The organism is Gluconacetobacter takamatsuzukensis, from assembly GCF_014174275.1.
GTDB classification, from domain to species: Bacteria; Pseudomonadota; Alphaproteobacteria; order Acetobacterales; family Acetobacteraceae; genus Gluconacetobacter; species Gluconacetobacter takamatsuzukensis.
Map to the genome: position 1 here is coordinate 135991 of NZ_JABEQK010000003.1, position 22209 is coordinate 158199.

The window sequence follows — 22209 nt, forward strand, 5'->3', positions numbered from 1 at the left end:
GGCATGCCGGCGCGCGGCGGCGCCGGGCTTCATATCGTCGGGCGCGGCGCCTGTTCCGCCTTCAGGCGCCGCAGCACGAAATCCCGTATCGGACGCGGCAGCACGATGTCCAGAAGCCGCAGCCCCGCGAAGATCCGGGGGAAGATCAGGTGCGGCCGCTCCTCCTCCACCGCCCGCGCGATCAGGCGCGCGGCCTGGGGCGCGCTTTGCAGGAACGGCTTGGTGCTGCTGACCCGGCGGCTCATGGGCGTATCGACGAATCCGGGCGAGACCAGCGTCACGCCCACGCCATGCTCCAGCAGGCCGTTGCGCAGCGCCTCGGCAAAACGCGCCAGACCGGCTTTCGATCCCGAATAGCCGGCCGCGAATGGCAGGGCATGAAAGGCCGCGACCGAGCCCAGCAGCACGATATGCCCGCGCCGCCGCCCCACCATCCGCTCGGCCCCGGCGGTGGCCAGCGCGGCGGGGGTCGCGAAATTCACCAGCCCCAGTTCCAGCACCGTCTCCGCCCGCTCGGTCAGCGCCGCCTGCTGGCGCATGTCGCCCAGGCCGGCGGCCAGGATCAGCAGGTCGACCGGGTACGCGTCGTCATCGGCGCGAAAGGCCGCGATCGCGGCGGCGCCGTCGGCCAGGTTCAGCTCCCGCGTCGCGACGGTGGCGCCCATGGTCCGGCAGTCGCGCGCCACCTGCTCCAGCCGGGCCGGATCGCGCCCCCACAGGACCAGCCGGCGGCCGGACCGGGCATAGAAACGGGCCAGCTCCGCCCCGATGCCGCTGGAAGCCCCGGTAATCAGGACGGTCGCCGGATCAAAACGGATTTCGCCATCCTGATGTGTCTTGGCCATCGGGCCCCTTTCTTTGACTACCAATTCCATGTCATCAGCACAGGCTGGCCTTCGCGGCCACTCCACTCAGCCACATGCCTGCCGCCCGGCACGGCCGGCACCCGCCACGGCGGGCGCCCGGTTCCGGCCCCACCGCAGCCAGAAAACGGAACGGTCATGAACGAAGCGGATCAACTTGTCATCACTCCCATATCCGGCCTTCGTCAGTTGTCGCAGTTCATCCGCCTTCCGCGCCGGCTCTATGCCGGGCTGCCCGGCTATGTGCCGCCGCTGGACATGGAACAGAAGGATCTGCTCCACCCGCGCAAGAGCGCGTTCTTCGGCCATGGCCGTGCGCAATATTTCCTGGCCACGCGCGGCGGCCGGCCGGTCGGCCGGATTTCCGCGCAGATCGACGACCTCGCCATCGAGAGACTCGGGGAAAATATTGGCTTTTTCGGGGCGCTGGACGCCATCGACGATGCCGCCGTCGTCGCGGCCCTGCTGGACGCCGCCTGCGCCTGGCTGCGCGAGCGGGGCATGGTCACCGCCCGCGGCCCCTTCACGCTGAATTCCAACGGCGAACTGGGCGTGATGATCGAGGGCCATGACGCCCCGCCGATGATCGCAATGCCCTGGCACCCGCGCTGGCTGCCCCCGCTGATCGAGGCCGCCGGTTTCGCCAAGGCAATGGATTTCATGGCCTACCAGATGGAAACGGGCCCCCAGGCCGAGCAGAAGCACCTGGTCCCCTCCAGCCTGCGGCTGGGCGAAGGGCGGCTGGGCAGCGTGACCACGCGCGGCATGCGCAAGGACAGGATGGCCGAGGATGGCGAGATCCTGCGCGGCCTCTACAACGATGCCTGGCGCAACAACTGGGGCTCCCTGCCCCTGACCCCGGCCGAGATGACGGCGATGGTCGCGCAGATGAAGCCGATCCTGAAACCCGAGCATTTCGTGCTGATCGAGCAGGACGGCGAACCGGTCGCCGTCGCCCTGGTGGTGCCGAACCTGTACGACGTCGCCGGCGACCTCGGCGGCGCCCCCACGCCGCTGGGATGGATCAAGCTGGCCGCGCGCCTGCTGCGCCACCAGTTCCATTCCGCGCGTGTCATCCTGCTGGGCGTCAGCTCGAAAATGGAAGGCACGGCGCTGGGCGCCATCCTGCCCGCACTGGCCATTACCGAACTGATGCGGCGCGGCCATTCCCTGCCCTACCGCATGGTCGAAATGGGCTGGATCGTCGAGAACAACATGCCGATGCGCCGCCTGATCGAGCGCCTGGCACCCGAGCCCTGCAAGCGGTACCGCGTTTACGACCGGTCGCTGACGACCAACTAAACCAGCTTAGAGGTGGCTCCAGCCGGCGCGATCCAGCGCCAGCGTGCCACCTTCCCCGTCGCGCACCTCCACGCCCTGCAGCGCGCGGTCGAAGCGGCCGATCCGCGTGACCGCCACGCCGCCCCGGGCGGCGGCCTGCCGCAGGGCGGCTTCCTGCTCCGGCGGAACGGCCAGCAGCAATTCATAATCGTCGCCGCCGGTCAGGCAGGTGGCCAGCCAGCCCGGCCCCGCCCGACGCGCGGCATCGGACAGGGGCACGCACGACGCGTCGAGCCATGCGCCCAGCCCGCTTTCCCGCGCCAGATGGCCCAGATCCTGTACCAGCCCGTCCGACACATCCATGGCCGCCGAGGCGATCCCCCCCAGCTCCAGCCCCAGCCGCGGCTCGGGCAGACGGTAGCGGCGCGCCAGAAAGCCCGAGGAATCCGCCAGTTCGCCGCGCAGGACCCGGAGCCCCAGCGCCCCGTCGCCGATCGTCCCCGTCACCCAGATATCGTCCCCGTCGCGCGCCCCGCTGCGCCGCAGGGCCCCGCCGGGGCGGACATGGCCGAGAATGGTCAGCGACAGCACCAGCGGCCCCGCCGTGGCGGTGGTGTCGCCCCCCAACAGGGTCAGCCCATACCGCGCCTGGTCGTCGCGCAGGCCCGCCGCAAAGGCAGCGAACCAGTCTTCGTCCCGCGCCTGCGGCCGAGTAAGCGACAGCAGATAGCCCAGCGGGGTGGCATCCATCGCCGCCAGGTCCGACAGATTGCAGCGCAGCAGCTTGCGGCCGACCGTGTCGGGCGGATCGTCCGGCAGGAAATGCACCGATTCGACCATCGTATCGACCGCGATCACCAGTTCGCGGCCCTCCGGCGGATGCACCAGCGCCGCGTCGTCGGTCAGGCCCAGCGCGCCCTCGCCCGCCAGGGCGCGGAAATGCCGCCGGATGAACCGGAATTCCGACGGCAGGGGCGTCCCCGCCGGCTCAGGCGCCGTCGGCCCCATGCGCTTCCTCGGTCGCTTCCTGGGGCGCTTCGTCGGACACGGCCGCGTCCACGCTCTCGGCCACAGGGCCCGAAGCCCCTTCCGGCGTGCGCAGCCGGCGCGCCATGGTGTCGAGCACGCCATTGACCATCTTCGGCTCGTCACCCGAGAAGAATCCGTGGGCGATGTCGAGATATTCGTTGATGACCACCCGCGTCGGCACCCCGCCGACCACCGCCAGCTCGCCGCCGGCCGCCCGCAGCAGGGCCCGCAGCACAGGGTCCAGCCGCCCGACCGGCCAGGAAGGCGGCAGCACGTCCACGATCAGCGCATCGATCTGCTCGCGCCGGGCCACCGCCGAGCGCGCAACCTGCTCGAACAGGCGGATATCGGCCTCGGGCACGCGCCCGTCCTCATATTCGGCGCCGTGGTCGCTGCCCGGCGTCACCACCAGCCGATGGCGCAGAAACTGCTGGATCACCGCCTCGGGCGCGTCATCGGCCTGTTCGATCTGGAAAAGGGCCTGCACCACCGCCACGCGCGATGCGGTCCGCGAGCGGGTCCGCGCATGGGTCCTGTCTTCGTCCTGCGATCCGTTCATGCGCCTGTCTCCTGCTGCCACGATTCCGCGAGAGGCGGCTTCATCGCCTCTTTACGCCGCCAGGTCCATAGCCCCCATCCCCGGACGCATCGTCCTTCCGCGCCCCGGCCGCCGCGGCGCGGGCCTCGACCGTTCCGGGGATCGACTCCAGGATCGCCGCGAAATCCTTGGTTTCACGAAAATCCCAATGCACGCTCGCGAAACGAATATAGGCCACGATATCGACCTCGCGCAGCGTGTCCATCACCAGCTTGCCGATATCGGCCGACGGAATGTCGGTTTCCCCCGACGCTTCCAGCTTGCGCACCAAGCCGTTGACGATTCGCTCGATCCGCTCGTCGTCCACCGGGCGCTTGCGCAGCGCGATGCGCACCGACCGCGCCAGCTTGTCGCGCTCGAACGGCACGCGCCGCGCGTCCGCCTTGACGACATACAGGTCCCGAAGCTGCACCCGCTCGATGGTCGTAAAGCGCTGGCCGCATGACGCACAGATCCGCCGGCGCCGGATTGCCGCCCCGTCTTCATGCGGGCGGCTATCCTTGACCTGGGTATCGTCATGACCACAAAAAGGGCATCTCATGCGGCTTCTGTCCTGAACGGCGTATTCCTGAGCGGGGAAATGCGCATGAAATCAACCGGACGCAAGCCCATGTGGACATGCCGGGCGCGCTTTGAGGCTGTTTGTCCTCATCCGGCATCCTGCTATTCTTCCCGAAAGGAAGCCGAGGAGCCCATGACGCGACACGCGCTGCTGATCGGATTACTGGTCCTCACGAGCCAGGCGGCCCTCCCGGCCGCCCGGGCCGCGGCCCTTGCGCCCGACGACGACCAGGCCGCCGCCAGCCAGGATATCGATATCCGCGATACCTCGATACAGATCCTCCGCCCCGATCGCCGGATCGCGGCGGGCTATTTCACGATCGAGAACCGGGGCAAATCCGTCCATCTGCTGGCCGGCGTCTCGTCGCCCGCCTGCCCCAGGCTGTTCGCGCATCATACCGAACAGGAAAGCACGGGCGAGACCGCGAACCTGTTCATGCACCTGGCCCTCCCGGCCCAGACCACGCTGGTGTTCCCGCCGGGCGGCTATCACCTGATCTGCTCGGGCTATGACGACAACCTGCGGCCCGGCCAGCAGATCGTCGTCACCTTCCGCTTCATGGGCGGCGCGACGCGCAGCGTCCCCTTCGTCGTCCACCCCACGGCCGATACCGGGGACGCTACCACACCGTAGCCCCCCCGCCCGACCGCGATCGGGCCGCCCGGCTCAGGCGGCCTTCGGGGTCAGCGTCCGGCGCACGGCCTGGCGCCAGCCTTCCAGCATCGTCCGGCGCTGGGCGTCCTCCATGCCGGCCTCGAACACGCGGCCCCGCGACCAGCGGGCCGCCACGTCGTCCAGGTCGGTCCAGACGCCACAGGCCAGCCCGGCCAGGAACGCCGCCCCCGTGGCCGTGGTCTCCAGATGCGTCGGTCGCTCCACGCCGGCCTGCAAGATGTCGGCCAGGAACTGGCAGAACCAGTCATTGGCCGCCATGCCGCCATCCACGCGCAGGGTCGTCACCCGCCCGCCGCCATCCTGCGCCATCGCATCCATCAGGTCGTAGGTCTGGTAGGCCACCGATTCCAGCGCGGCGCGGGCGATATGCGCCGCCGTGGCGTCCAGCGTCAGGCCGCAGATCAGGCCGCGCGCCTCCGGGTCCCAGTGCGGCGCGCCCAGCCCCACGAAGCCCGGCACCATATATACGCCGTGGCTGTGCGGAATGCGCGTCGCCATGTCGTCGGTCTGCGAGGCATGGGTGATCAGGTGCAGCCCGTCGCGCAGCCATTTGATCGCGGCCCCGGCGACGAAGATCGCGCCCTCCAGCGCATAGGTCGTCCTGCCGCCGATCCGGTAGCCGATCGTGGTCAGCATCCGGTTCGCCGACGTCACCGGCGCCTCGCCGGTATTCAGCAGCACGAAGCAGCCGGTGCCGTAGGTCGCCTTGGCCATGCCGGGCGTGAAGCAGGCCTGCCCGACCAGGGCCGCCTGCTGGTCGCCCGCCATGCCCGCCACCGGAATCGCGCGCCCCAGAAGCGCCGGATCGGTCTCGCCATAGATCTCGCTGTTGCCCCGCACCTCGGGCAGCAGGCTCGCGGGGATATTGAACAGACGCAGCAGATCCTCGTCCCAGCACTGGCGATGGATGTCGAACAGCAGGGTGCGCGAGGCATTGGTCACGTCGGTGGCATGCACCCGCCCGCCCGTCAGGCGCCACAGCAGAAAACTGTCGATGGTGCCGAAGGCCAGCCGCCCGGCCTCGGCATCCCGTCGCGCGCCGGCCACATTGTCCAGGATCCACGCCAGCTTGCTGGCCGAGAAATACGGGTCCAGCAGCAGCCCCGTCCGCTCGCGCACCAGCTCTTCATACCCGTCCTGCCGCATGCGGGCGCATAGCGGGGCGGTGCGCCGATCCTGCCAGACGATGGCGCGATGCACCGGCTTGCCGGTCGCGCGATCCCACACCACGATCGTCTCGCGCTGGTTGGTGATGCCGATCGCCGCCACGCCATCCCCGCCGCCGCTCTGCTCCAGCGCATCGCGCGCGGTCGACAGCACGTCGCGCCAGATCTCCTCGGCATCGTGCTCGACCCAGCCATGGTCGGGATAATGCTGCGCGAATTCGGCGCGCGCCGTCGCCAGGGGCTGCGCGTCCCGGTCGAAGACGATGCTGCGGGTCGAGGTCGTGCCCTGGTCGATCGCCAGGATGGTGTTCTTCTTCATGCTCGTTCCTCCCGAGTCTGCGCTCGATGTCATGACTGGCCGGCAATGCGGGCTTCGGCCACCGGGCCGTCGGCCAGGGGGGCATCGGCCAGCAACGGGCCGGGCTCCGCCGCCTGCCGGTCGCGCAGGCGCGGCATATAGGGGCGCACCAGGTATTCATAGGCACCGGCACCGATCACGCCGCCCGCCAGCGGGCCCGCGATGGGCACCCACCAGTAATGGCCGGGCGCCGGCAGCGCCGACGGCCCCCAGCCCGCGAAATAACAGAACAGGCGCGGCCCGAAATCGCGTGCCGGGTTGATCGCCCACGCTTCCAGATATCCCGCGCACCCGCCGATCGCCGCCACCAGCAGGCCGATGATCAGCGCGCTAGAGTTCGCCTGCGGGGCCTGGGTATTGTATTCGCAGGTCACGGCAAAGATTCCGAACAGCAGCATCGCCGTCAGGATGGTCTCGTCCATCAGCGCATGCAGCGGCGTCACGAAATCGCCGGGATGGGTAAAGAACACCCCGGCCGCCCCGCCGTCATTCATCCGGTCCAGATGATGCGCCAGGTTGAAATGATCGATCACCGGCGCATAGAGCGCATAGACGATCGCCGCCCCCGCCATGCCGCCAAGCACCTGCACGGCGGCATAGGGCACCACCTTGCGCCACGAGAAACCGCGAAACAGTGCCAGCGCCAGCGTGACGGCCGGATTGGCATGGGTGCCCGAGACCGCGCCGGTGACATAGATGGCGATGGTCACCCCCAGCCCCCAGACGATGCACACGCCCCAATAGGCGTTGCGATATGGGCTGGGGTCGTACAGCGAATACATCGCGGCCACGGAATCACCGAACAGGATGATGATAAAGACCGCGATGAATTCGGAGATCAGCTCTCCGACAAACTGCTTGTTCCTGGCCATTGTCCCGCTTCTTCTCTTTATTATTGGTTTTCGGGTTATTGCTCTTGGGGTCTCTGGTCCCATGGTCGCGTCCGGCCTGGCTGGCAACCCGTCCGGACGCGCCTGGTCCTAGCCGGCCATGGCAGGCCGGCTGTCCCGCGACGCGACGTCGCCCCGGGTTTCGAGATAGCGTTCCAGCCGCGCCCTGCCCGCCGCGTCGACATGCAGGCCCTGGCGCGACCGCCGCCACAGAATATCCTCCGCCGTCACGGCCCATTCCTGCGCGATCAGATACTCGACCTCCCGCGCCGTCAGCCCGCCGCCGAAATCCTCGCCCAGGTCGGCCGGGCGTTGCGCGTCCCCCAGTATCTCCCACGCCAGCGTGCCGTAATTGCGCACCAGCCGCCACGCATCGTCCGCCGACAGGAAGGGCGCATGCGCCCGTAGGCGCGCCACGGCGGAATCGAACCCGCCCGGACCCAGGTCGCCGCCCGGCAGGGGCTGGCTGGCCGTCCATCCCGGCCCACCCAGAACCGGCAGGCTGGGGGCCAGCTTTTCCAGCGCGTGCTCGGCAAGGCGGCGATAGGTCGTGATCTTGCCGCCGAAGATCGACAGCAGCGCGCCCTCGCCCGGCGGCGCGTCGACATCCAGCACATAATCGCGCGTCACGGCCGAGGCATTCTGCGCCGCATCGTCATAAAGCGGCCGGACCCCGGCATAGGACCACACGACATCCTCGGGCGTGACCGGCTTGCGGAAATACCGGTTCACACTCTCGCACAGATAGCGCACCTCGTCGTCGGCGATCCGGACCTCGCCCGGATCGGCCGCCCACGGAATGTCGGTGGTGCCGATCAGGGTGAAATCCCGCTCGTACGGGATGGCGAACACGATCCGGCGATCCGGATTCTGGAAGATATAGGCCTGCTCGCCTTCGAAGCAGCGCGGCACCACGATGTGGCTGCCCTTGACCAGCCGGACCTGCTTGGAGGTCCGGATCGCCAGCGTGTCGCGCAGCACCCGCTCCACCCACGGGCCGGCGGCATTCACCACGCCGCGCGCGCGCACGGTTCGCCGGCCGGCGGCATCCTCGATCGTCGCTTCCCACACCCCATCGACGCGACGGGCCGCAACCAGCGCGGTGCGGGTGCGGATATCGGCGCCCTTCGCCCGCGCATCCATCGCATTCAGCACGACCAGCCGGCTGTCCAGCACCCGCCCGTCGGAATAGATGAAGGCCCGCCGATAATCCGACCGCAGCGGCTTGCCCACCGGGTCCCGGTCCAGCCGCACCCCGCGCGAGCGCGGCAGCGTCATCCGCCCGCCCAGATGGTCGTACAGGAACAGGCCCATCCGCAGCATCCACGCCGGCCGCACCAATTTCGAATGCGGCAGCACGAACGAAAGCGGCCAGATGATATGCGGCGCGATCGCCAGCAGCCGCTCGCGCTCAATCAGCGCCTCGCGCACCAGGCGGAATTCGTAATATTCCAGATACCGCAACCCGCCATGAATCAGCTTGGTGCTGGCGGACGAGGTATGGGACGCCAGGTCATGCTGTTCCACCAGCAGCACCGACGCCCCCCGCCCGGCGGCATCCCGCGCGATGCCGACGCCGTTGATACCGCCCCCGACAATCAGCAGGTCATAGGGTTGCTGCGCGGCATTCGCCCCGCGCGATGGATCGGACAACATGGCTCGTTCCTCCTGGAGATGTTCGTAAACGAACATAAAAGGAGAAATCAACGCAAAACGAAGCGATCCGGCGCGGTTCGGAACCCATAAAACCTGACCACATTGTCATGAAACCAGGCCGCGATGTTCGCTTTAGAACACCTTCACGCGTTCGGGAAAGGCGCCAAAAATACCGATCCCGAACACCGAAGAGCCAGAATTCCGCGCGGACCGCGCGGATTCCAAGGACATTTCCCCAAAAATACGCGCGAACCAGCGAGTCGGCCGCAAAGCGCCACACCCAACGCGCGTTTCCGAGCACCGAAGCGGAGCAGCCTTACGGACCGTGAGTATCGAAGCACAGGAATCGCGCGATGGATCGCCACCAGCCCGCGTTTACGGGCCAACACCAGCGATGTGGAGGGCGACCTGGTGCTGCTCCAGCACTGCGCGCACCGATGGCGGTGGTGGCCGGTCGGTGAACAGCGCGTGGACGTCGGACAGATGCCCCACCCGCCCCATCGGCCGCCGCCCGAACTTGGTGTGATCGGCCAGCAGGAACACGGTGCGGGCATTGCGCATGATCGCTCGCGCAAGGTCGATCTCATCGAGGTCGAAATCCAGCAGCGTGCCGTCTTCCTCGATGCCGCTGATGCCGATCACGCCGAAATCGGCGCGATACTGGTCGATCATCGCGGTTGCGGTCGGGCCGGTAATGCCCCCGTCATACGACCGCACCGTGCCGCCCGCGACCACGACGCGAAAGCTGGATTCGGGCGCCAGGGTCGAGGCCACGTGCAGGTTGTTGGTGATCACCCGCAACCCCTGATGGTGCCGCAGCGCGCGCGCAAAGGCCTCGGTCGTCGTGCCGATATTGATGAACAGCGACGAATGGTCCGGAATTTCGCGGGCCGCGATCTGGCCGATCACTTCCTTTTCCCGCCGGTTGAGGATCTGCCGCTCGGCATAGGCGATGTTCTCGATCGACGAGACCAGGCCCGCCCCGCCGTGATGCCGGGTCAACTGCCCGATCCCGGCCAGATGGTTCACATCGCGGCGGATCGTCTGCACCGCCACACGCAGCCGCTGCGCCAGTTCCTCATTGGCCACATAGCCGCGCGCGCGCACCAGCGACAGGATCTCGCGATAGCGTTCGTCGGTCGGCACCCCGGCCATGGGCTCAGCCGGCCTCGGCCAGAACCTGCAACACGGCGTCACCGTAGCGGTCCAGCTTGGAGGCCCCCACGCCCTTGATCCGCCCCAGTTCGTCCAGCGTCGCCGGGCGCTCGATCGCGATGTCGTGCAACACGGCATCGTGGAAGATCACATAGGGCGGAATTTCCTGCTCGCGCGCCTCGCCCAGCCGCCAGGCGCGCAGGGCGGCGAACGGCCCCTCGGCCTCGGGCGGCAGGCTGACCGCCGGTCGCGCGGTGGCCGCCCGGCCGGCACTGCCCGACCGCGCGCCGCGCGTGGTCTTCAGTTCCTCGACCGGATCGTCGCGCAGCAGCACCTTTTCCTCGCCGCGCAGGATCGGGCGGGCCACCGGCTCGTTCAGCGCCAGCGCGTTATAGTCCCCGGTCACGCGAATCGCCCCGCGCGCGATCAGCTGGCGGATCACTCCGCGCCAGAACTGCTCCGGCCGGTCCTGGCCGATACCGAACACGCTCAGCCGGTCGTGGCTGTAGCGCGCCCCCATCTCGTTCACCTTGCCGCGCAGGATGGACGCGACATGCACGGCGCCGAATTTCTGGCCGATGCGATAGATCGTGGACAGGACCTTCTGCGCCTCGACCGTCCCGTCGAACGAGGCGACCGGATTGCGGCAATTGTCGCAATGCCCGCACGCCGTGGCCAGCGTCTCGCCGAAACAACCCAGCAGCGCCTGGGTCCGGCACCCGGTGGTCTCGGTCAGGGTGATCATCGCTTCCAGCCGGCCGCTCATGATCCGCTTCTGGGCCTCCGGCGCGGCGGATTGCTCCAGCCAGTGCCGCGCCCGCGCGATATCGTCGCCGCCATACAGCAGCACGGTCTCCGACTTCTCACCATCGCGGCCGGCACGGCCGATCTGCTGGTAATAGGCTTCGGGCGACGAGGGCATGTCCAGATGCACCACCGTCCGCACGTCCGGCCGGTCGATCCCCATGCCGAAGGCCACGGTCGCGACGATCACCACCGGCTCGCCCGAGCGGAAGCGGGCCAGCGCCGCACGCTTTTCGATCGGCGACAGCCCGGCATGGAACGGCAGCGCCGGCCAGTCGCGCTCGGCCAGCGACCGCGCCACGCGCTCGGTCTTGTTGCGGCTGCCGCAATAGACGATCGCGGCCTCGCCCGCATGCCGCCCCAGCACCTCCAGCACCTGGCGCAGTTCCGACGTCTTCGGCCGCACCGCGATATCCAGGTTGGGCCGATGGAAACTGGCGCGCAGCACCAGCGCATCGGGCATCGCCAGCGCGTCCAGAATATCGCTTTGCGTGCGCGGGTCGGCGGTCGCCGTCAGCGCGATGCGCGGCACACCGGGAAAATGCTCGGGCAGGCTGGCCAGCGCCCGGTATTCCGGCCGGAATTCATGCCCCCAGGCCGAGATGCAATGCGCCTCGTCGATCGCGATCACCGAGATCGTCAGCCGCGACAGCCGGTCCAGCGTGCCCGGCGACAGCAGCCGCTCGGGCGAGACATACAGGATATCCAGCCGCCCGGCCGCCAGGTCCGCCCGCACCCGCGCCGCATCATCGGGCTCCAGTTCCGAATGCAGCGCCCCGGCATTCACGCCGACCTGCCGCAACGCCGCCACCTGGTCGTCCATCAGCGCGATCAGCGGCGAAATCACCAACCCGGTGCCCGGGCGCGCCAGCGCCGGCACCTGGTAGCAGATGCTCTTGCCCCCGCCGGTCGGCATCAGCACCAGGCAGTCGCGCCCGGCCATCACCGCCTCCACCGCCTCTTCCTGAAGGCCGCGGAAATCGGGGAATCCGAACACACGGGACAGGATCGCCCGGGGCGTATCCTCCCGCTCGGGCGCCGCCATGCCGGCGGCGGGCGATACCATCACAGGGTCCACGAGGGGGGCGTCAGGGTGCTGCAATCTCGATCTCGACCCGGCGCGACCCGACGGCGCCGTCCTCGTTCGAGGGCGCGCGCGGCCGCTGCCGGATGCGCTCGGCCCTGACCCCGTCCGCCACCAATTGCCCCGAAACCTTCTTCACCCGATCGATCGCCAGCAGCGCATCGGCCGACAGGTCACCATGTGCCGAGGCATAGCCTTCGACCGTCACCACCGATTGCGGATAATGCGCCGCCTGCTCCGCCGCATGCTGCACCACCCACACGGCCGGATCTTCCAGCGCCGTGGAATCACGGGTGAAGAAGACGACATATTTCCGCGACGGACCATCGGCGCATCCCGCCAGCAGGCACAATCCCAGGAATAGAGAGAGGCGACGCATCGGCAGATCCCCTTGCTTAACCGGCTTACGGATGAATCCGCCGCCAACAATGCGGGAAAGTCAGCGACATATGGACAGGGAACCTTGGTGCCCCCTACCCACCCCCACGTCAACTGTTTATGCCCCCAGACGGGTTCTGGTGGCGATCCGACGCACGTTTCCTGTGCTCCGATGCTCACGGCCCGTAAGGCCGCTCCGCTTCGGTGCTCGGAAACGCACGCCGGGCGCGGCCCGTACCGGGCCGCTCTCGCTCACCAGAACCCGTCTGGGGGCATAAACGCCGTACGTCCCTTGATGAAATGGACGCCCTCAATGCGTTCACACAGAAGCCGCGACCGCCTTTCCGTCCGACAGGCGCCAGACGCGGTCCAGTTTTTCCACGCCGACCAGGCGATGCGCGATCAGGATCACCGTGCGGCCTGCCGTCACGTCGTAGAGCGTGGTCAGGAATTCGCGCTCGGTTTCGGCATCCAGGCCGGTCGCCGGCTCGTCCAGGATCAGGATCGGCGCGTCGGAGAGCAGGGTCCGCGCCAGCGCGATCCGTCGCCCCTGACCGCCCGAGAGCGACGCCCCGCCCTCGCCCAGCCACGCATCCAGCCCCTCGGGCAGCGCGCGGACCACATCGCCCACCTGCGCGCGATCCAGCGCCGTCCACAGATCGGCCTCGGTCGCATCGGGCCGGCCCAGCAGCAGATTGGCGCGGATCGTATCGGCAAACAGATGCGTGGCCTGCGACAGCCACGCCATCCGCTGCCGTACCGACCCACTCTCCAGCGTCGCCAGATCCTCGCCACCCAGCAGGATCCGCCCCGCATCCGGCGCCGCAACCTTCAGCAGCAGCGCCGCCAGGGTCGATTTGCCGATCCCGGACGGCCCCAGGATCGCCACCCGCGCCCCCTGCCGGATCTCCAGCGTCAAACCGTCGAACACCGCCGGACGATCCGCCTGCCAGCGGAACGAAACCTGCTCGAAGCGGATATCGGTGCCCGACGGTGCCGGCCGCGTGCCCACGCTGACCGGCGGTCCGTCCGTCTCGCCCACCGCGACCACCCGGGCCGCCGCGCGGCTGATGCCGCCGGCCAGCGCCCCCGCCCGCGTCAGGCCGCCCGCACTCTCGAACCCCGCGATCACCAGAAACAGCAGCCCCACCCCGCGCGCCGCCGGGATCGGCCCCAGCCCCACGCCCAGGATCGCCGCCAGCACCGCCAGCACCGCCGCCTGCCCGCACAGATAGGATGCCCCGCCCATCATCGCGAGCAGCCGCGCCTGCCGCGCCTGCCCCCGCAACAGCGCGTCGTCGCGTGCCCGCGCGTGTGACACCATGCGCCCTTCAGCCCCGAAGGCACGGATCTCGCGCAGCCCCGTCACCAGGTCCAGCACGCCGACCCGCAGGTCCGCCAGCCGATGCGTCAGGATCGCGGCCTCGCGCCGCCCCATCAGCGCCGCCGCCAGCGGCAGCACGAAGGCCCCGACCATGAACAGCCCGTCGACGATCACCGCCAGCCCCGGATCGACCGGCAGAACCGCCATCACCAGAAACGGCAGGACCACACACGCCCCGGCCAGCGGCACCATGATCCGCAGATACAGCCCGTCCAGCGCCTCGACATCCGACACCAGGCGCGACAGCAGGTCCCCCGCCCGGCGGAACCCCAGCCCGGCGGCAGCCCCGCCCGCAAGCCGGCGAAAGAACCAGACGCGAATATCGGCCAGCGCCCGGAACATCGCATCGTGCGTGACCAGCCGCTCGACATAGCGCAGCACCACCCGCGCCACGCCCGAGGCGCGCAGCAGCACCAGCCCGGCGACCGCACCGCCGAAGACCAGCCCCCCGATGCGCGCACCGGCGCCGCGCATCAGCACCAGCCCGGCCATCAGCGCCAGAAGCGACAGCACGCCCCCCGCCAGCAGCCGGGGCGCGCGCACCTTCCATAATCCAAGAATGCGCAGGACCGGGGTCAGGCCATCACGATCCTCGGCCGCGCGGCCGGAGAGGGATCTCTCAGACATGGACATGCCCCTCCTCGGCGGGTGCCATCTGGCCCGTCACCTGTTCCGCGCACCGCAACGCCCCCAAGTCGAGGCACGGACCGGCAAACGCCCGCACCCCGGCCGCATGGCTGGACAGGATTACCGTCCGGCCCTGTGCCAGAATGCGCAGGCTGGCAAAGATCTCGCGCTCGGTCTCGGGGTCCAGATGCGCCGTCGGCTCGTCCAGCAGCAGCAGCGGCGCGTCCTTCAGATAGGCCCGCGCGATCGCCACTCGCTGCGCCTGGCCGCCCGACAGGCCGAACCCGCCTTCACCGATCGGCGTGTCCAGCCCCTGGGGCAGGTCGGCGGCGAAGCGGTCGACCGATGCCGCGCGCAGGGCGGCGCGCAAGGCCGCCTCATCCGCATCAGGGCGGGCAAAGAGAATATTCTCGCGCAGCGTGCCGGCAAACAGCACCGGCTTCTGTCCGATCCACGAGATCAGTCCGGACTGGGTCGCGGGCGCCATGGCGGCCAGATCCACGCCCCCCACCATCACACGGCCGCTATCCGGCACGATAAAGCCCAGCAGCATCTCGATGATCGTCGACTTGCCGGCGCCCGAGGGCCCGACCAGGGTCAGGATCTCTCCGGCCCGGACGCTGAAGCTCAGGTCGGTCAGCACCGGCCCGCGCGCGGCATCCCAGGCGAAGGTGACGTGCTCGAAATCCACCGACACCCCATCGTCCGACAGATGGGGCACCGCATCGCCGGCCGGCGTATCCGCCGCCGTCCCCTCCGGCAGCTCGCCCATGGCCGAGGCCGCACCGGACGCATGGGCGCGGTCCTGATAGGCCAGGGCCAGCGCGCGCAGCGGGGCAAAGAATTCCGGCACCAGCAGCAACACGAACAGGCTGCGCGCCGCCGCCTCGGCCAGCGGGCCCGACGCGCCACCCTGGCGAAGCACCGCCACGATCCCGCCATCCCGCACCACGATCAGCACCAGCGCCACCACCATCGCGCAGTCGATCGACGCCGACGACAGAAACGCCACCCGCAGCACCTTCATGGTCCGCCGACGCAGTTCGTCGGCAGCCTGCGCCAGGCGCCCCGCCTCGTCATCGGCACGGTTCAGCAGCACGATGGTGGCAATGCCGCGCACCCGGTCGAGAAAACGGGCCTGCAAGCGCGTCATGGCCAGAAACTGGTTGCGCGACGCCACGGCCGCCCCGATGCCGAAGACGGCCTGCCCCACCGGCACGGCCAGGCCGCACAGGATCATGATCCCCGCCGCCCCCGGCTGCACCAGCGCCGCCAGCGCCGCGATCAGCCCCGGCACCGCGACCCACAGCACCGAGGCCGGAATCCAGCGCGCGAAAAACCCGTCCAGGGCCTCGATCCGGTCCACCGCCAGGGCCGTCAGTTCCGCGCTGTGCCGCCGCCGCAACAGGGCCGGCCCGCCCCGCAGGATGGCCTCCAGCACCGCGTTGCGCAGCCGCCTGCGGGCACTACGCCCGGCCCGTGCCGCGAAGACGTCTCCGCCGGCCATGAACAGGGCGCGCAGCACCGCCAGCCCCGCCAGGGCCGCCAGAAGGCTGCCGGCGCCCGGCCATGCGGCCATGCCGGAGCCGACCAGCCCCTTCGCCAGGATTGCCGCCACGCACCATGCCTGGCCGACAGCAACCAGCCCCGCCAGCATGCCGCAGGCCATGACGGGCATTGCCTGCCTGCGCCCCAGGCGCGATTGCGCCCGTGTCCAGGCACGCATCACCATTTTGTCACCGCTCATGACCGCGACCTATAATCGAAGCGCCCAGCCAGGGACACCCATTCCCGATCGGGAATCGCCCCCGCCATCCGGCCACCCGCCATGCGGATTCAGCGGACGAGATCGCCCGGTTCGTCCTCGTTCAGCGGGAACAGCAGGATATAGCGCGTCCCGTCCTCCTCGACGATCTTCAGGCTGCCGGACAATTGCCGCGCGAAGCCGCGGATCAGCTGCATGCCGATCCCGCTCCGCTCTTCCTCCGGCACCCGGTATCCGCCGGCAAGCCCGATCCCGTCATCGGCGATGTCCAGCCGCGCCTGTCTGGGCTCGACCCGCTCCAGCACCACGGAAATGGTGCCGCGCCGCCCGTCGGCAAAGGCATGCTTGATGGCGTTGCTGACGATCTCGGTAATGATCAGGGCCAGCGGCACCGCCTGGTCGGGCTTCAGCTCCAGCGTCGCCGCCTGCACCGACAGGCCCAGCCGCCCGCCGCCCGCATGTCCCGCCGCCTGCATGATCTGGCTGCATAATTCGGTGACGAAATGCTCCATGTTCATGCTGAACAGCTCGCCTTCGGCATACAGGTACCGATGCAGGGTCGCCAGCGCCCGAACCCGGTCGCGCGCCTGCGCGAACTCCTCGCGCGCCTCGGCCTGCCGAATGCGGTTTGCCTGCAGATTCAGAAGCGATGCAACGATCTGCAGGTTGTTCTTCACCCGATGATGCATCTCCTTCAGCAGCAGCTCCTGCCTGACCGCCGCGCGCGCCAGGCGCCGCTCGTCGCGGGCCAGGCTGCGGGTCGCCTGGGTAAAGGCGCGTGCCAGCTGGCGGATTTCAACGGGCATCACCCCGCTCGCCTGTGCATCGAACACGCCGCCATCGGCCTGCCACCGCTCGACCGAACCGGTCAGCCGGCGCAGGGGCGCGACCAGCAGCGCATTGGCGCTCTGGGTCACGACGATCAGGCAGCAGCCCAGCAGGCTGACGATGACAAACAGCCAGATCACGAACATGACCAGCGCATGGGTTTCGGCCGGATTGCGGCGGGTCATCGTCAGCGCCGCCACGCCGCCCTCGATCGGGCCGAAGGCAAAGGCGGCATCCCCGACGCTCAGGGTCTGCCGGGTCCCGCGCTGGACGGAGGTCATGGCCCCGATCCAGCGCAGCACATCCGGCGGCGGCGGCCCGGCCGGCGCGCAATCGTCGCACAAGGGCAGGACCGTGTAATCGCGCCCGATGATCCAGGCGTCGATCGCCCCTTCCTTCTGCATGAAATCCAGCCGGGGATCGCCGATCTGAAGATGGTGACGGCTCCAGATCACGGGCATGACGGCGGTCAGGAAGCCCGATCGCATGGCCCCCAGAGAATCGGCGATCGATGTGGAAACCGTGACCCGGATATAGGAACGCCGGCCCGTGTTCGCCCCCGGGATATCGAGCGGCACCACCCGCACGTCGCCGCTGAAACGCGGCAGGTCCTCGTACGGCACCTGGTCGGGCAAGGGCAGCAGCGTGTCGCCATTGACCGCCAGCAGCACCCGCCCCTGGTCGTCCAGCAAGGCCAGCCGATAGAATTCCCCGGTCAGCGAGCGCGCCATCTGCAGGGTCCGCACAAACCCTTCCTCGTCCAGCGACATGCGACTGACCGAAGACAGCAGGGCCCCGATATGATCGACATCGTGGCGCACTTCCAGATCGATCCGGCTGACCGCCATATCGGCCCGGAACGCCGGCGCCTCAAGCGTATGGCGATAGCTGTTCCACGCCTGGAGGCTGGCGATAACGGCCATCGGCCCGGCCGCGCACAGGATGATGGCAATCATCCGCGCGCTGACCGTCCCGAACAGCCGGAAGAGCCAGCCGCCATACGGTATCCCGCGCCTCGACCTGTTCCGACCGCCCCCCTTGTCCATCTAACCCCTGGTCTTGCGGTCTTCTTCGATCAGCCGCAGCAACTCCTCGGGAAGAGGCTCGGAAGCAACTCCATCGAAAAGGTCATGCAGCCCACGCTTCAGCCAAAGCTCGAACGGATCGTCCCGTTGGGTGGTCTTGCTGGTTTTCGACGGCCGCGTCGGACGGGAATCCTTGCGGGACGTCATTGATGATCCCTGAGATCCACTAATACCCCGCCAACCCTCTGAAACCTGCGTCCCCATCATGCCGATGTCGGCGGACAGTAAAACAGCCCGTGTCCTACCGTCCAGCCGTCCGACTCAGGAATTAACCGCCAGGGAAGCGAAGGGTTGCCGAGGGATGGATCAGGTGCGTGCCGCTTCGGGCTTGCGCGGGGCCGTCCGCGCCGCCAGAAGGCCGCGCAGCCGGGCCACCCGCGCCTTGACCTGCGGCGCATCGTGGTCCTCGCCGATCATCCAGCTTTCCAGCTGCCGGCGGGCACGGAAGACCCGACTCTTGGCCGTACCCACCGCGCATCCGGTCGCCTCGGCCAGGTGCTCGTAGCTCATGCCGTGCAGCACCACCATGATCAGCGCCTCCCGCTGGTCCTCCGGCAACCGATCCAGAGCCATCGCCAGGTCCTTCAGCGCCAGCCGGTCCTCATGCGGGGCCGTGGTCGCCAGCACCGACGCGGGGATATCCTCGATATCCGTGGTCTCCCGCCGCTTGCGCAGGTCGGAAATGAAGCGATTGCGCAGGATGCGGTGCATCCAGGCGGAAAAATTGGTCCCGGGGATGAAACTGTCCTGGGCGGCCAGCGCATTGCACACGGCATCCTGCACCAGGTCTTCAGCCATCGTTCGGTTCCGGGTCAGGGCAAGCGCCTGAACGCGCAGACGCGGGAGGATCGCGATGACCTGATCATGGAAATTATGTGCCATTATTCTGTTCCTCGCTTGCCAAAACTCGCATCAGTGTAATGTCTGGGCTGCGTTTTAATCATGACGAAGGCGTGAGAAGCGTTTAGAAAACCCTAATCCACCGTGAAAAACCCATTATGATCATCTTTAGGGCTCATTGTGGCAGCATCTGGGCACGCGCCTCATTGATTGCATGCACCGCGTCACGCGGTCTCGCGCGGCATCCCCTGCATGGTCCCGATGTCGCGACCGTGACACGGTCGCCGGACGAAGGGCAAGCCCGGTCTCTAGTTCCTCTTGCGGACAAATCTAACGCTGTCATGATCCACAACGTAACATGTTCCCTGTGGAGTTGACCGTTCAATGCCCCTCTCGCGGCGGCAGGATCTGATCCGGGCCCTTCCCTATGCCAGGCGATACGCCCGCGCCCTGACGGGCAGCCAGCCCCGCGGCGATCTTCTGGTGGCCGAAAGCCTGCGGGGACTGGCCGCGACGGAAGCCGGGCCGATGCCGGCGCGACAATCCCTGTACCAGTGGATCTCGCGGCAATTCCGGCAGGCGCCGGCCTCCGAGGCCGAAACGCTGAACGTTCTGGAGCGCAAGCTCCTGCTGCTGACGTCGCTGGAGGAACTGACGATCGCCGACGCCGCGCGGATCGTGGACCTGGGCGAGGCCGAGGCCGCCGAGATCCTCGCCCGCGCCCATGCCGGGCTGCGCAAGGTCGCCCAGACCTCCATCCTGATCATCGAGGACGAGCCGATCATCGCGATGGATATCGAGGACCTGGTCCGCTGGTGCGGCCACCAGGTCGCCGGCGTGGCCGCGACCGAGGCCGACGCCGTGGAACTGGCCCGCCAGACCAAACCCGGCCTGATCCTAGCGGACATCAATCTCGGCGCGGGCGGCGACGGCGCCAACGCCGTCACCAGCATCCTGCGCCACCACATGGCCCCCGTCATCTTCGTCACCGCCTACCCGGAACGCCTGCTGACGGGCGAGGCGATCGAACCCGCCTTCGTCATCACCAAGCCGTTCGAGCCGATGACCCTGGCCATCGCCACCTACCAAGCCGTAACCGGCGGCCCCCGGATCAACTGAGACCTGCCTTGAGAGGCGCGCTGGCGGCGGTCCGGCGCGCGTTCCCTGTGCGCCGGTGCTCACGGCCATGTAGGCCACACGCCGGCCGCGGCCCTGCGGGCCGCTCCCACTCGCCAGCCCGCCTCTCTGAGGCAGGTTTCGCGTCACGGTCCGGCACGCGTTCCCGGCGCGCCGTCTTCTCCCGACTGGCTTTCCCCCTTGCGCGCGGGGCTAGCCATGGTCCAGAACCCGGGTCATGTCGCCTCCTCTCCTTCTTCTTCAGGATATCACCCTGACGCTCGGCGGCGCCCCGCTGCTCAACGGTGCCGGCTTCGGCGTCTCGGCCGGCGAACGGATCTGCCTCGTCGGGCGGAACGGCAGCGGGAAATCCACCCTGCTGCGCATCGCGGCCGGCGAACTGGCGTCCGACGACGGCAAGCGCTTCCTCCAGCCCGGCACCACCGTGCGCTATCTGTTGCAGGAACCCGACCTGTCCGGCTTCGCCACCACGCTGGACTATGTCCGCTCCGGCATGCCGCCCGACGGGCCCGATCACCGCGCCGCCCTTCTGCTGGGCGAGCTGGGCCTGACGGGCGAGGAAAACCCGGCCACCCTGTCGGGCGGCGAGGCCCGCCGCTGCGCCCTCGCCTGGGCGCTGGCACCCGAACCCGACCTGCTGCTGCTGGACGAGCCCACCAACCATCTCGACATGCCGACCATCGAGTGGCTGGAACGCGAATTGCTGTCCCTGTCGTCGGCCATGGTCATCATCAGCCATGACCGCCGCCTGCTGGAAACCCTGTCCCGCAGCGTCGTCTGGCTGGATCGCGGCATAACGCGGCGCCTCGACCAGGGCTTCGCCCGCTTCGAATCCTGGCGCGAAGAGGTGCTGGAACAGGAAGAGCGCGACGCCCACAAGCTGGACCGCCAGATCGCGCGCGAAGAAGACTGGATGCGCTACGGCGTCACCGCCCGGCGCAAGCGCAACGTGCGCCGCGTCGGCGAGCTCGCGGCCCTCCGCCAGGCCCGACGCGAGGCCGTGCGCGCCCCCGGCGGGGTGAAGATGCAGGCCAGCGAGGACGGCCTGTCCGGCAAGCTGGTCGCGGTGGCGGAGGGCGTGCACAAGGCCTACGGCGCCCGCACGGTCATCGACGGGCTGGACCTGCGCGTGCTGCGCGGCGACCGGCTGGGCATCGTCGGCGCGAACGGCGCGGGCAAGAGCACCCTGCTGCGGCTGCTGACGGGCCAGGACCAGCCCGATTCGGGCGAAATCCGAATCGGCACCGCCCTGTCCGTCGTCACCCTCGACCAGCAGCGCCGGACGCTCGACCCGGCCCGCACCCTGGCCGATACGCTGACCGGCGGCGGCGGCGACATGGTCCAGGTCGGCAATGAGAAACGCCACGTCATCGGCTACATGAAGGATTTCCTGTTCCGTCCGGAACAGGCCCGGACCCCGGTCAGCGCCCTGTCGGGCGGCGAGCGGGGCCGGCTGATGCTGGCCTGCGCCCTCGCCCGCCCCTCCAACCTGCTGGTGCTGGACGAACCGACCAACGACCTGGACCTGGAAACGCTGGACCTGTTGCAGGAGATGCTGGACGCCTATGCCGGCACCGTGCTGCTGGTCAGCCACGATCGCGACTTCCTCGACCGGGTGGCGACCTCGGTGCTGCTGGCGGAAGGCTCCGGGCGGTGGGTTGAATATGCCGGCGGCTATAGCGACATGCTGGCCCAGCGCGGGGGCATGGCTCCGGCGGGCCGGGGCGACCGGCGCGCCGAGGCCGGCGCCTCCGCACCGGCACAGAAACGCTCGGAAAAGGGCCCGGCGCGCAAACTGTCCTACAAGGACCAGCACGCGCTGGACCGCCTGCCCGGCCAGATCGCGACCCTGGAGGAACAGATCGGCCGCCTGCGGACGATCCTGTCGGATGGCGGCCTCTACGCCCGCGACCCGGCGGCCTTCACCGCGACGACCGAGAAACTGGACCGCGCCGAGGCCGACCTGACGGCGGCCGAGGAACGGTGGCTGGAACTGGAAATGCTGCGCGAGTCGCTGGGTTCGTCCTGAAGCCCGCCGACGTTC

19 protein-coding genes are annotated in these 22209 nt (G+C 68.9%); 4 read left to right on the plus strand and 15 right to left on the minus strand.

The annotated features are described in order from the left end of the window. Window positions 1-29: 29 nt before the first annotated feature. A complete protein-coding gene (locus HLH27_RS05090; RefSeq protein ID WP_182948388.1) occupies window positions 30-845 on the minus strand; it encodes an SDR family NAD(P)-dependent oxidoreductase in 816 nt (271 codons plus the stop codon). A 156-nt stretch (window positions 846-1001) separates the two neighbouring features. Here HLH27_RS05090 and HLH27_RS05095 point away from each other — a divergent pair, with 156 nt between their 5' ends. Continuing rightward, the gene (locus HLH27_RS05095; protein WP_182948389.1) at window positions 1002-2165 is read left to right on the plus strand and encodes a GNAT family N-acetyltransferase; all 1164 of its coding nucleotides are present in this window, start codon (window positions 1002-1004) and stop codon (window positions 2163-2165) included. A gap of 6 nt (window positions 2166-2171) precedes the next feature. Here the strand turns inward: HLH27_RS05095 and thiL are convergent, their stop codons facing one another. Genes thiL through nrdR form a run of 3 tightly spaced genes read right to left on the minus strand, consistent with a single transcriptional unit; the run spans window position 2172 to window position 4312 of the window. Then, window positions 2172-3152 (minus strand): thiamine-phosphate kinase, encoded by a 981-nt coding sequence (gene thiL / locus HLH27_RS05100; RefSeq protein ID WP_182948391.1) that lies wholly within the window; start codon window positions 3150-3152, stop codon window positions 2172-2174. Further along, entirely contained in the window at window positions 3133-3732 is a 600-nt protein-coding gene (gene nusB, locus HLH27_RS05105) for a transcription antitermination factor NusB (RefSeq protein ID WP_182948393.1), read from the minus strand. The genes thiL and nusB overlap by 20 nt, the downstream gene beginning before the upstream one ends. Window positions 3733-3772: 40 nt before the next feature. Further along, entirely contained in the window at window positions 3773-4312 is a 540-nt protein-coding gene (gene nrdR / locus HLH27_RS05110) for a transcriptional regulator NrdR (protein ID WP_246375494.1), read from the minus strand. A gap of 153 nt (window positions 4313-4465) precedes the next feature. Between nrdR and HLH27_RS05115 the strand changes: the two genes are divergently transcribed. Next, window positions 4466-4966 (plus strand): copper chaperone PCu(A)C, encoded by a 501-nt coding sequence (locus HLH27_RS05115; RefSeq protein WP_182948394.1) that lies wholly within the window; start codon window positions 4466-4468, stop codon window positions 4964-4966. A gap of 33 nt (window positions 4967-4999) precedes the next feature. Here the strand turns inward: HLH27_RS05115 and glpK are convergent, their stop codons facing one another. From glpK to HLH27_RS05170, 11 genes are all read right to left on the minus strand, one after another. Continuing rightward, window positions 5000-6493 carry a glycerol kinase GlpK gene (gene glpK, locus HLH27_RS05120; RefSeq protein ID WP_182948396.1) on the minus strand — a complete coding sequence of 498 codons (1494 nt, stop codon included), beginning with the start codon at window positions 6491-6493 and terminating at the stop codon, window positions 5000-5002. 29 nt (window positions 6494-6522) lie between these two features. Next, window positions 6523-7404 (minus strand): MIP/aquaporin family protein, encoded by an 882-nt coding sequence (locus tag HLH27_RS05125; protein WP_182948398.1) that lies wholly within the window; start codon window positions 7402-7404, stop codon window positions 6523-6525. Between the two features lie 108 nt (window positions 7405-7512). Further along, entirely contained in the window at window positions 7513-9078 is a 1566-nt protein-coding gene (gene glpD / locus HLH27_RS05130) for a glycerol-3-phosphate dehydrogenase (protein WP_182948400.1), read from the minus strand. Between the two features lie 375 nt (window positions 9079-9453). Then, entirely contained in the window at window positions 9454-10233 is a 780-nt protein-coding gene (locus HLH27_RS05135; protein WP_182948401.1) for a DeoR/GlpR family DNA-binding transcription regulator, read from the minus strand. Window positions 10234-10237: 4 nt separating this feature from the next. Next, complete coding sequence (gene recQ / locus HLH27_RS05140) at window positions 10238-12103, minus strand: DNA helicase RecQ (protein WP_246375496.1); 1866 nt, start codon at window positions 12101-12103, stop codon at window positions 10238-10240. 22 nt (window positions 12104-12125) lie between these two features. Then, window positions 12126-12500, minus strand: a complete 375-nt coding sequence (locus HLH27_RS05145) for an OmpA family protein (RefSeq protein WP_182948403.1) — start codon at window positions 12498-12500, stop codon at window positions 12126-12128. 318 nt (window positions 12501-12818) lie between these two features. Next, window positions 12819-14516 (minus strand): thiol reductant ABC exporter subunit CydC, encoded by a 1698-nt coding sequence (cydC, locus tag HLH27_RS05150; RefSeq protein ID WP_182948405.1) that lies wholly within the window; start codon window positions 14514-14516, stop codon window positions 12819-12821. Next, window positions 14503-16257 (minus strand): thiol reductant ABC exporter subunit CydD, encoded by a 1755-nt coding sequence (gene cydD / locus HLH27_RS05155; RefSeq protein ID WP_182948407.1) that lies wholly within the window; start codon window positions 16255-16257, stop codon window positions 14503-14505. The genes cydC and cydD overlap by 14 nt, the downstream gene beginning before the upstream one ends. 89 nt (window positions 16258-16346) lie before the next feature. Then, window positions 16347-18059: a sensor histidine kinase gene (locus tag HLH27_RS05160; protein WP_246375498.1), complete on the minus strand. Its 1713-nt coding sequence runs from the start codon at window positions 18057-18059 to the stop codon at window positions 16347-16349. Window positions 18060-18149: 90 nt separating this feature from the next. Next, window positions 18150-18335 (minus strand): hypothetical protein, encoded by a 186-nt coding sequence (locus HLH27_RS05165; RefSeq protein WP_182948410.1) that lies wholly within the window; start codon window positions 18333-18335, stop codon window positions 18150-18152. Between the two features lie 159 nt (window positions 18336-18494). Continuing rightward, window positions 18495-19070, minus strand: a complete 576-nt coding sequence (locus tag HLH27_RS05170) for a sigma-70 family RNA polymerase sigma factor (RefSeq protein WP_182948412.1) — start codon at window positions 19068-19070, stop codon at window positions 18495-18497. A gap of 342 nt (window positions 19071-19412) precedes the next feature. Between HLH27_RS05170 and HLH27_RS05175 the strand changes: the two genes are divergently transcribed. Both HLH27_RS05175 and HLH27_RS05180 read left to right on the plus strand, forming a co-directional pair. Next, window positions 19413-20147: a response regulator gene (locus HLH27_RS05175; protein ID WP_182948414.1), complete on the plus strand. Its 735-nt coding sequence runs from the start codon at window positions 19413-19415 to the stop codon at window positions 20145-20147. A 235-nt stretch (window positions 20148-20382) separates the two neighbouring features. Further along, complete coding sequence (locus tag HLH27_RS05180) at window positions 20383-22194, plus strand: ABC-F family ATP-binding cassette domain-containing protein (protein WP_182948415.1); 1812 nt, start codon at window positions 20383-20385, stop codon at window positions 22192-22194. Window positions 22195-22209 lie beyond the last annotated feature (15 nt).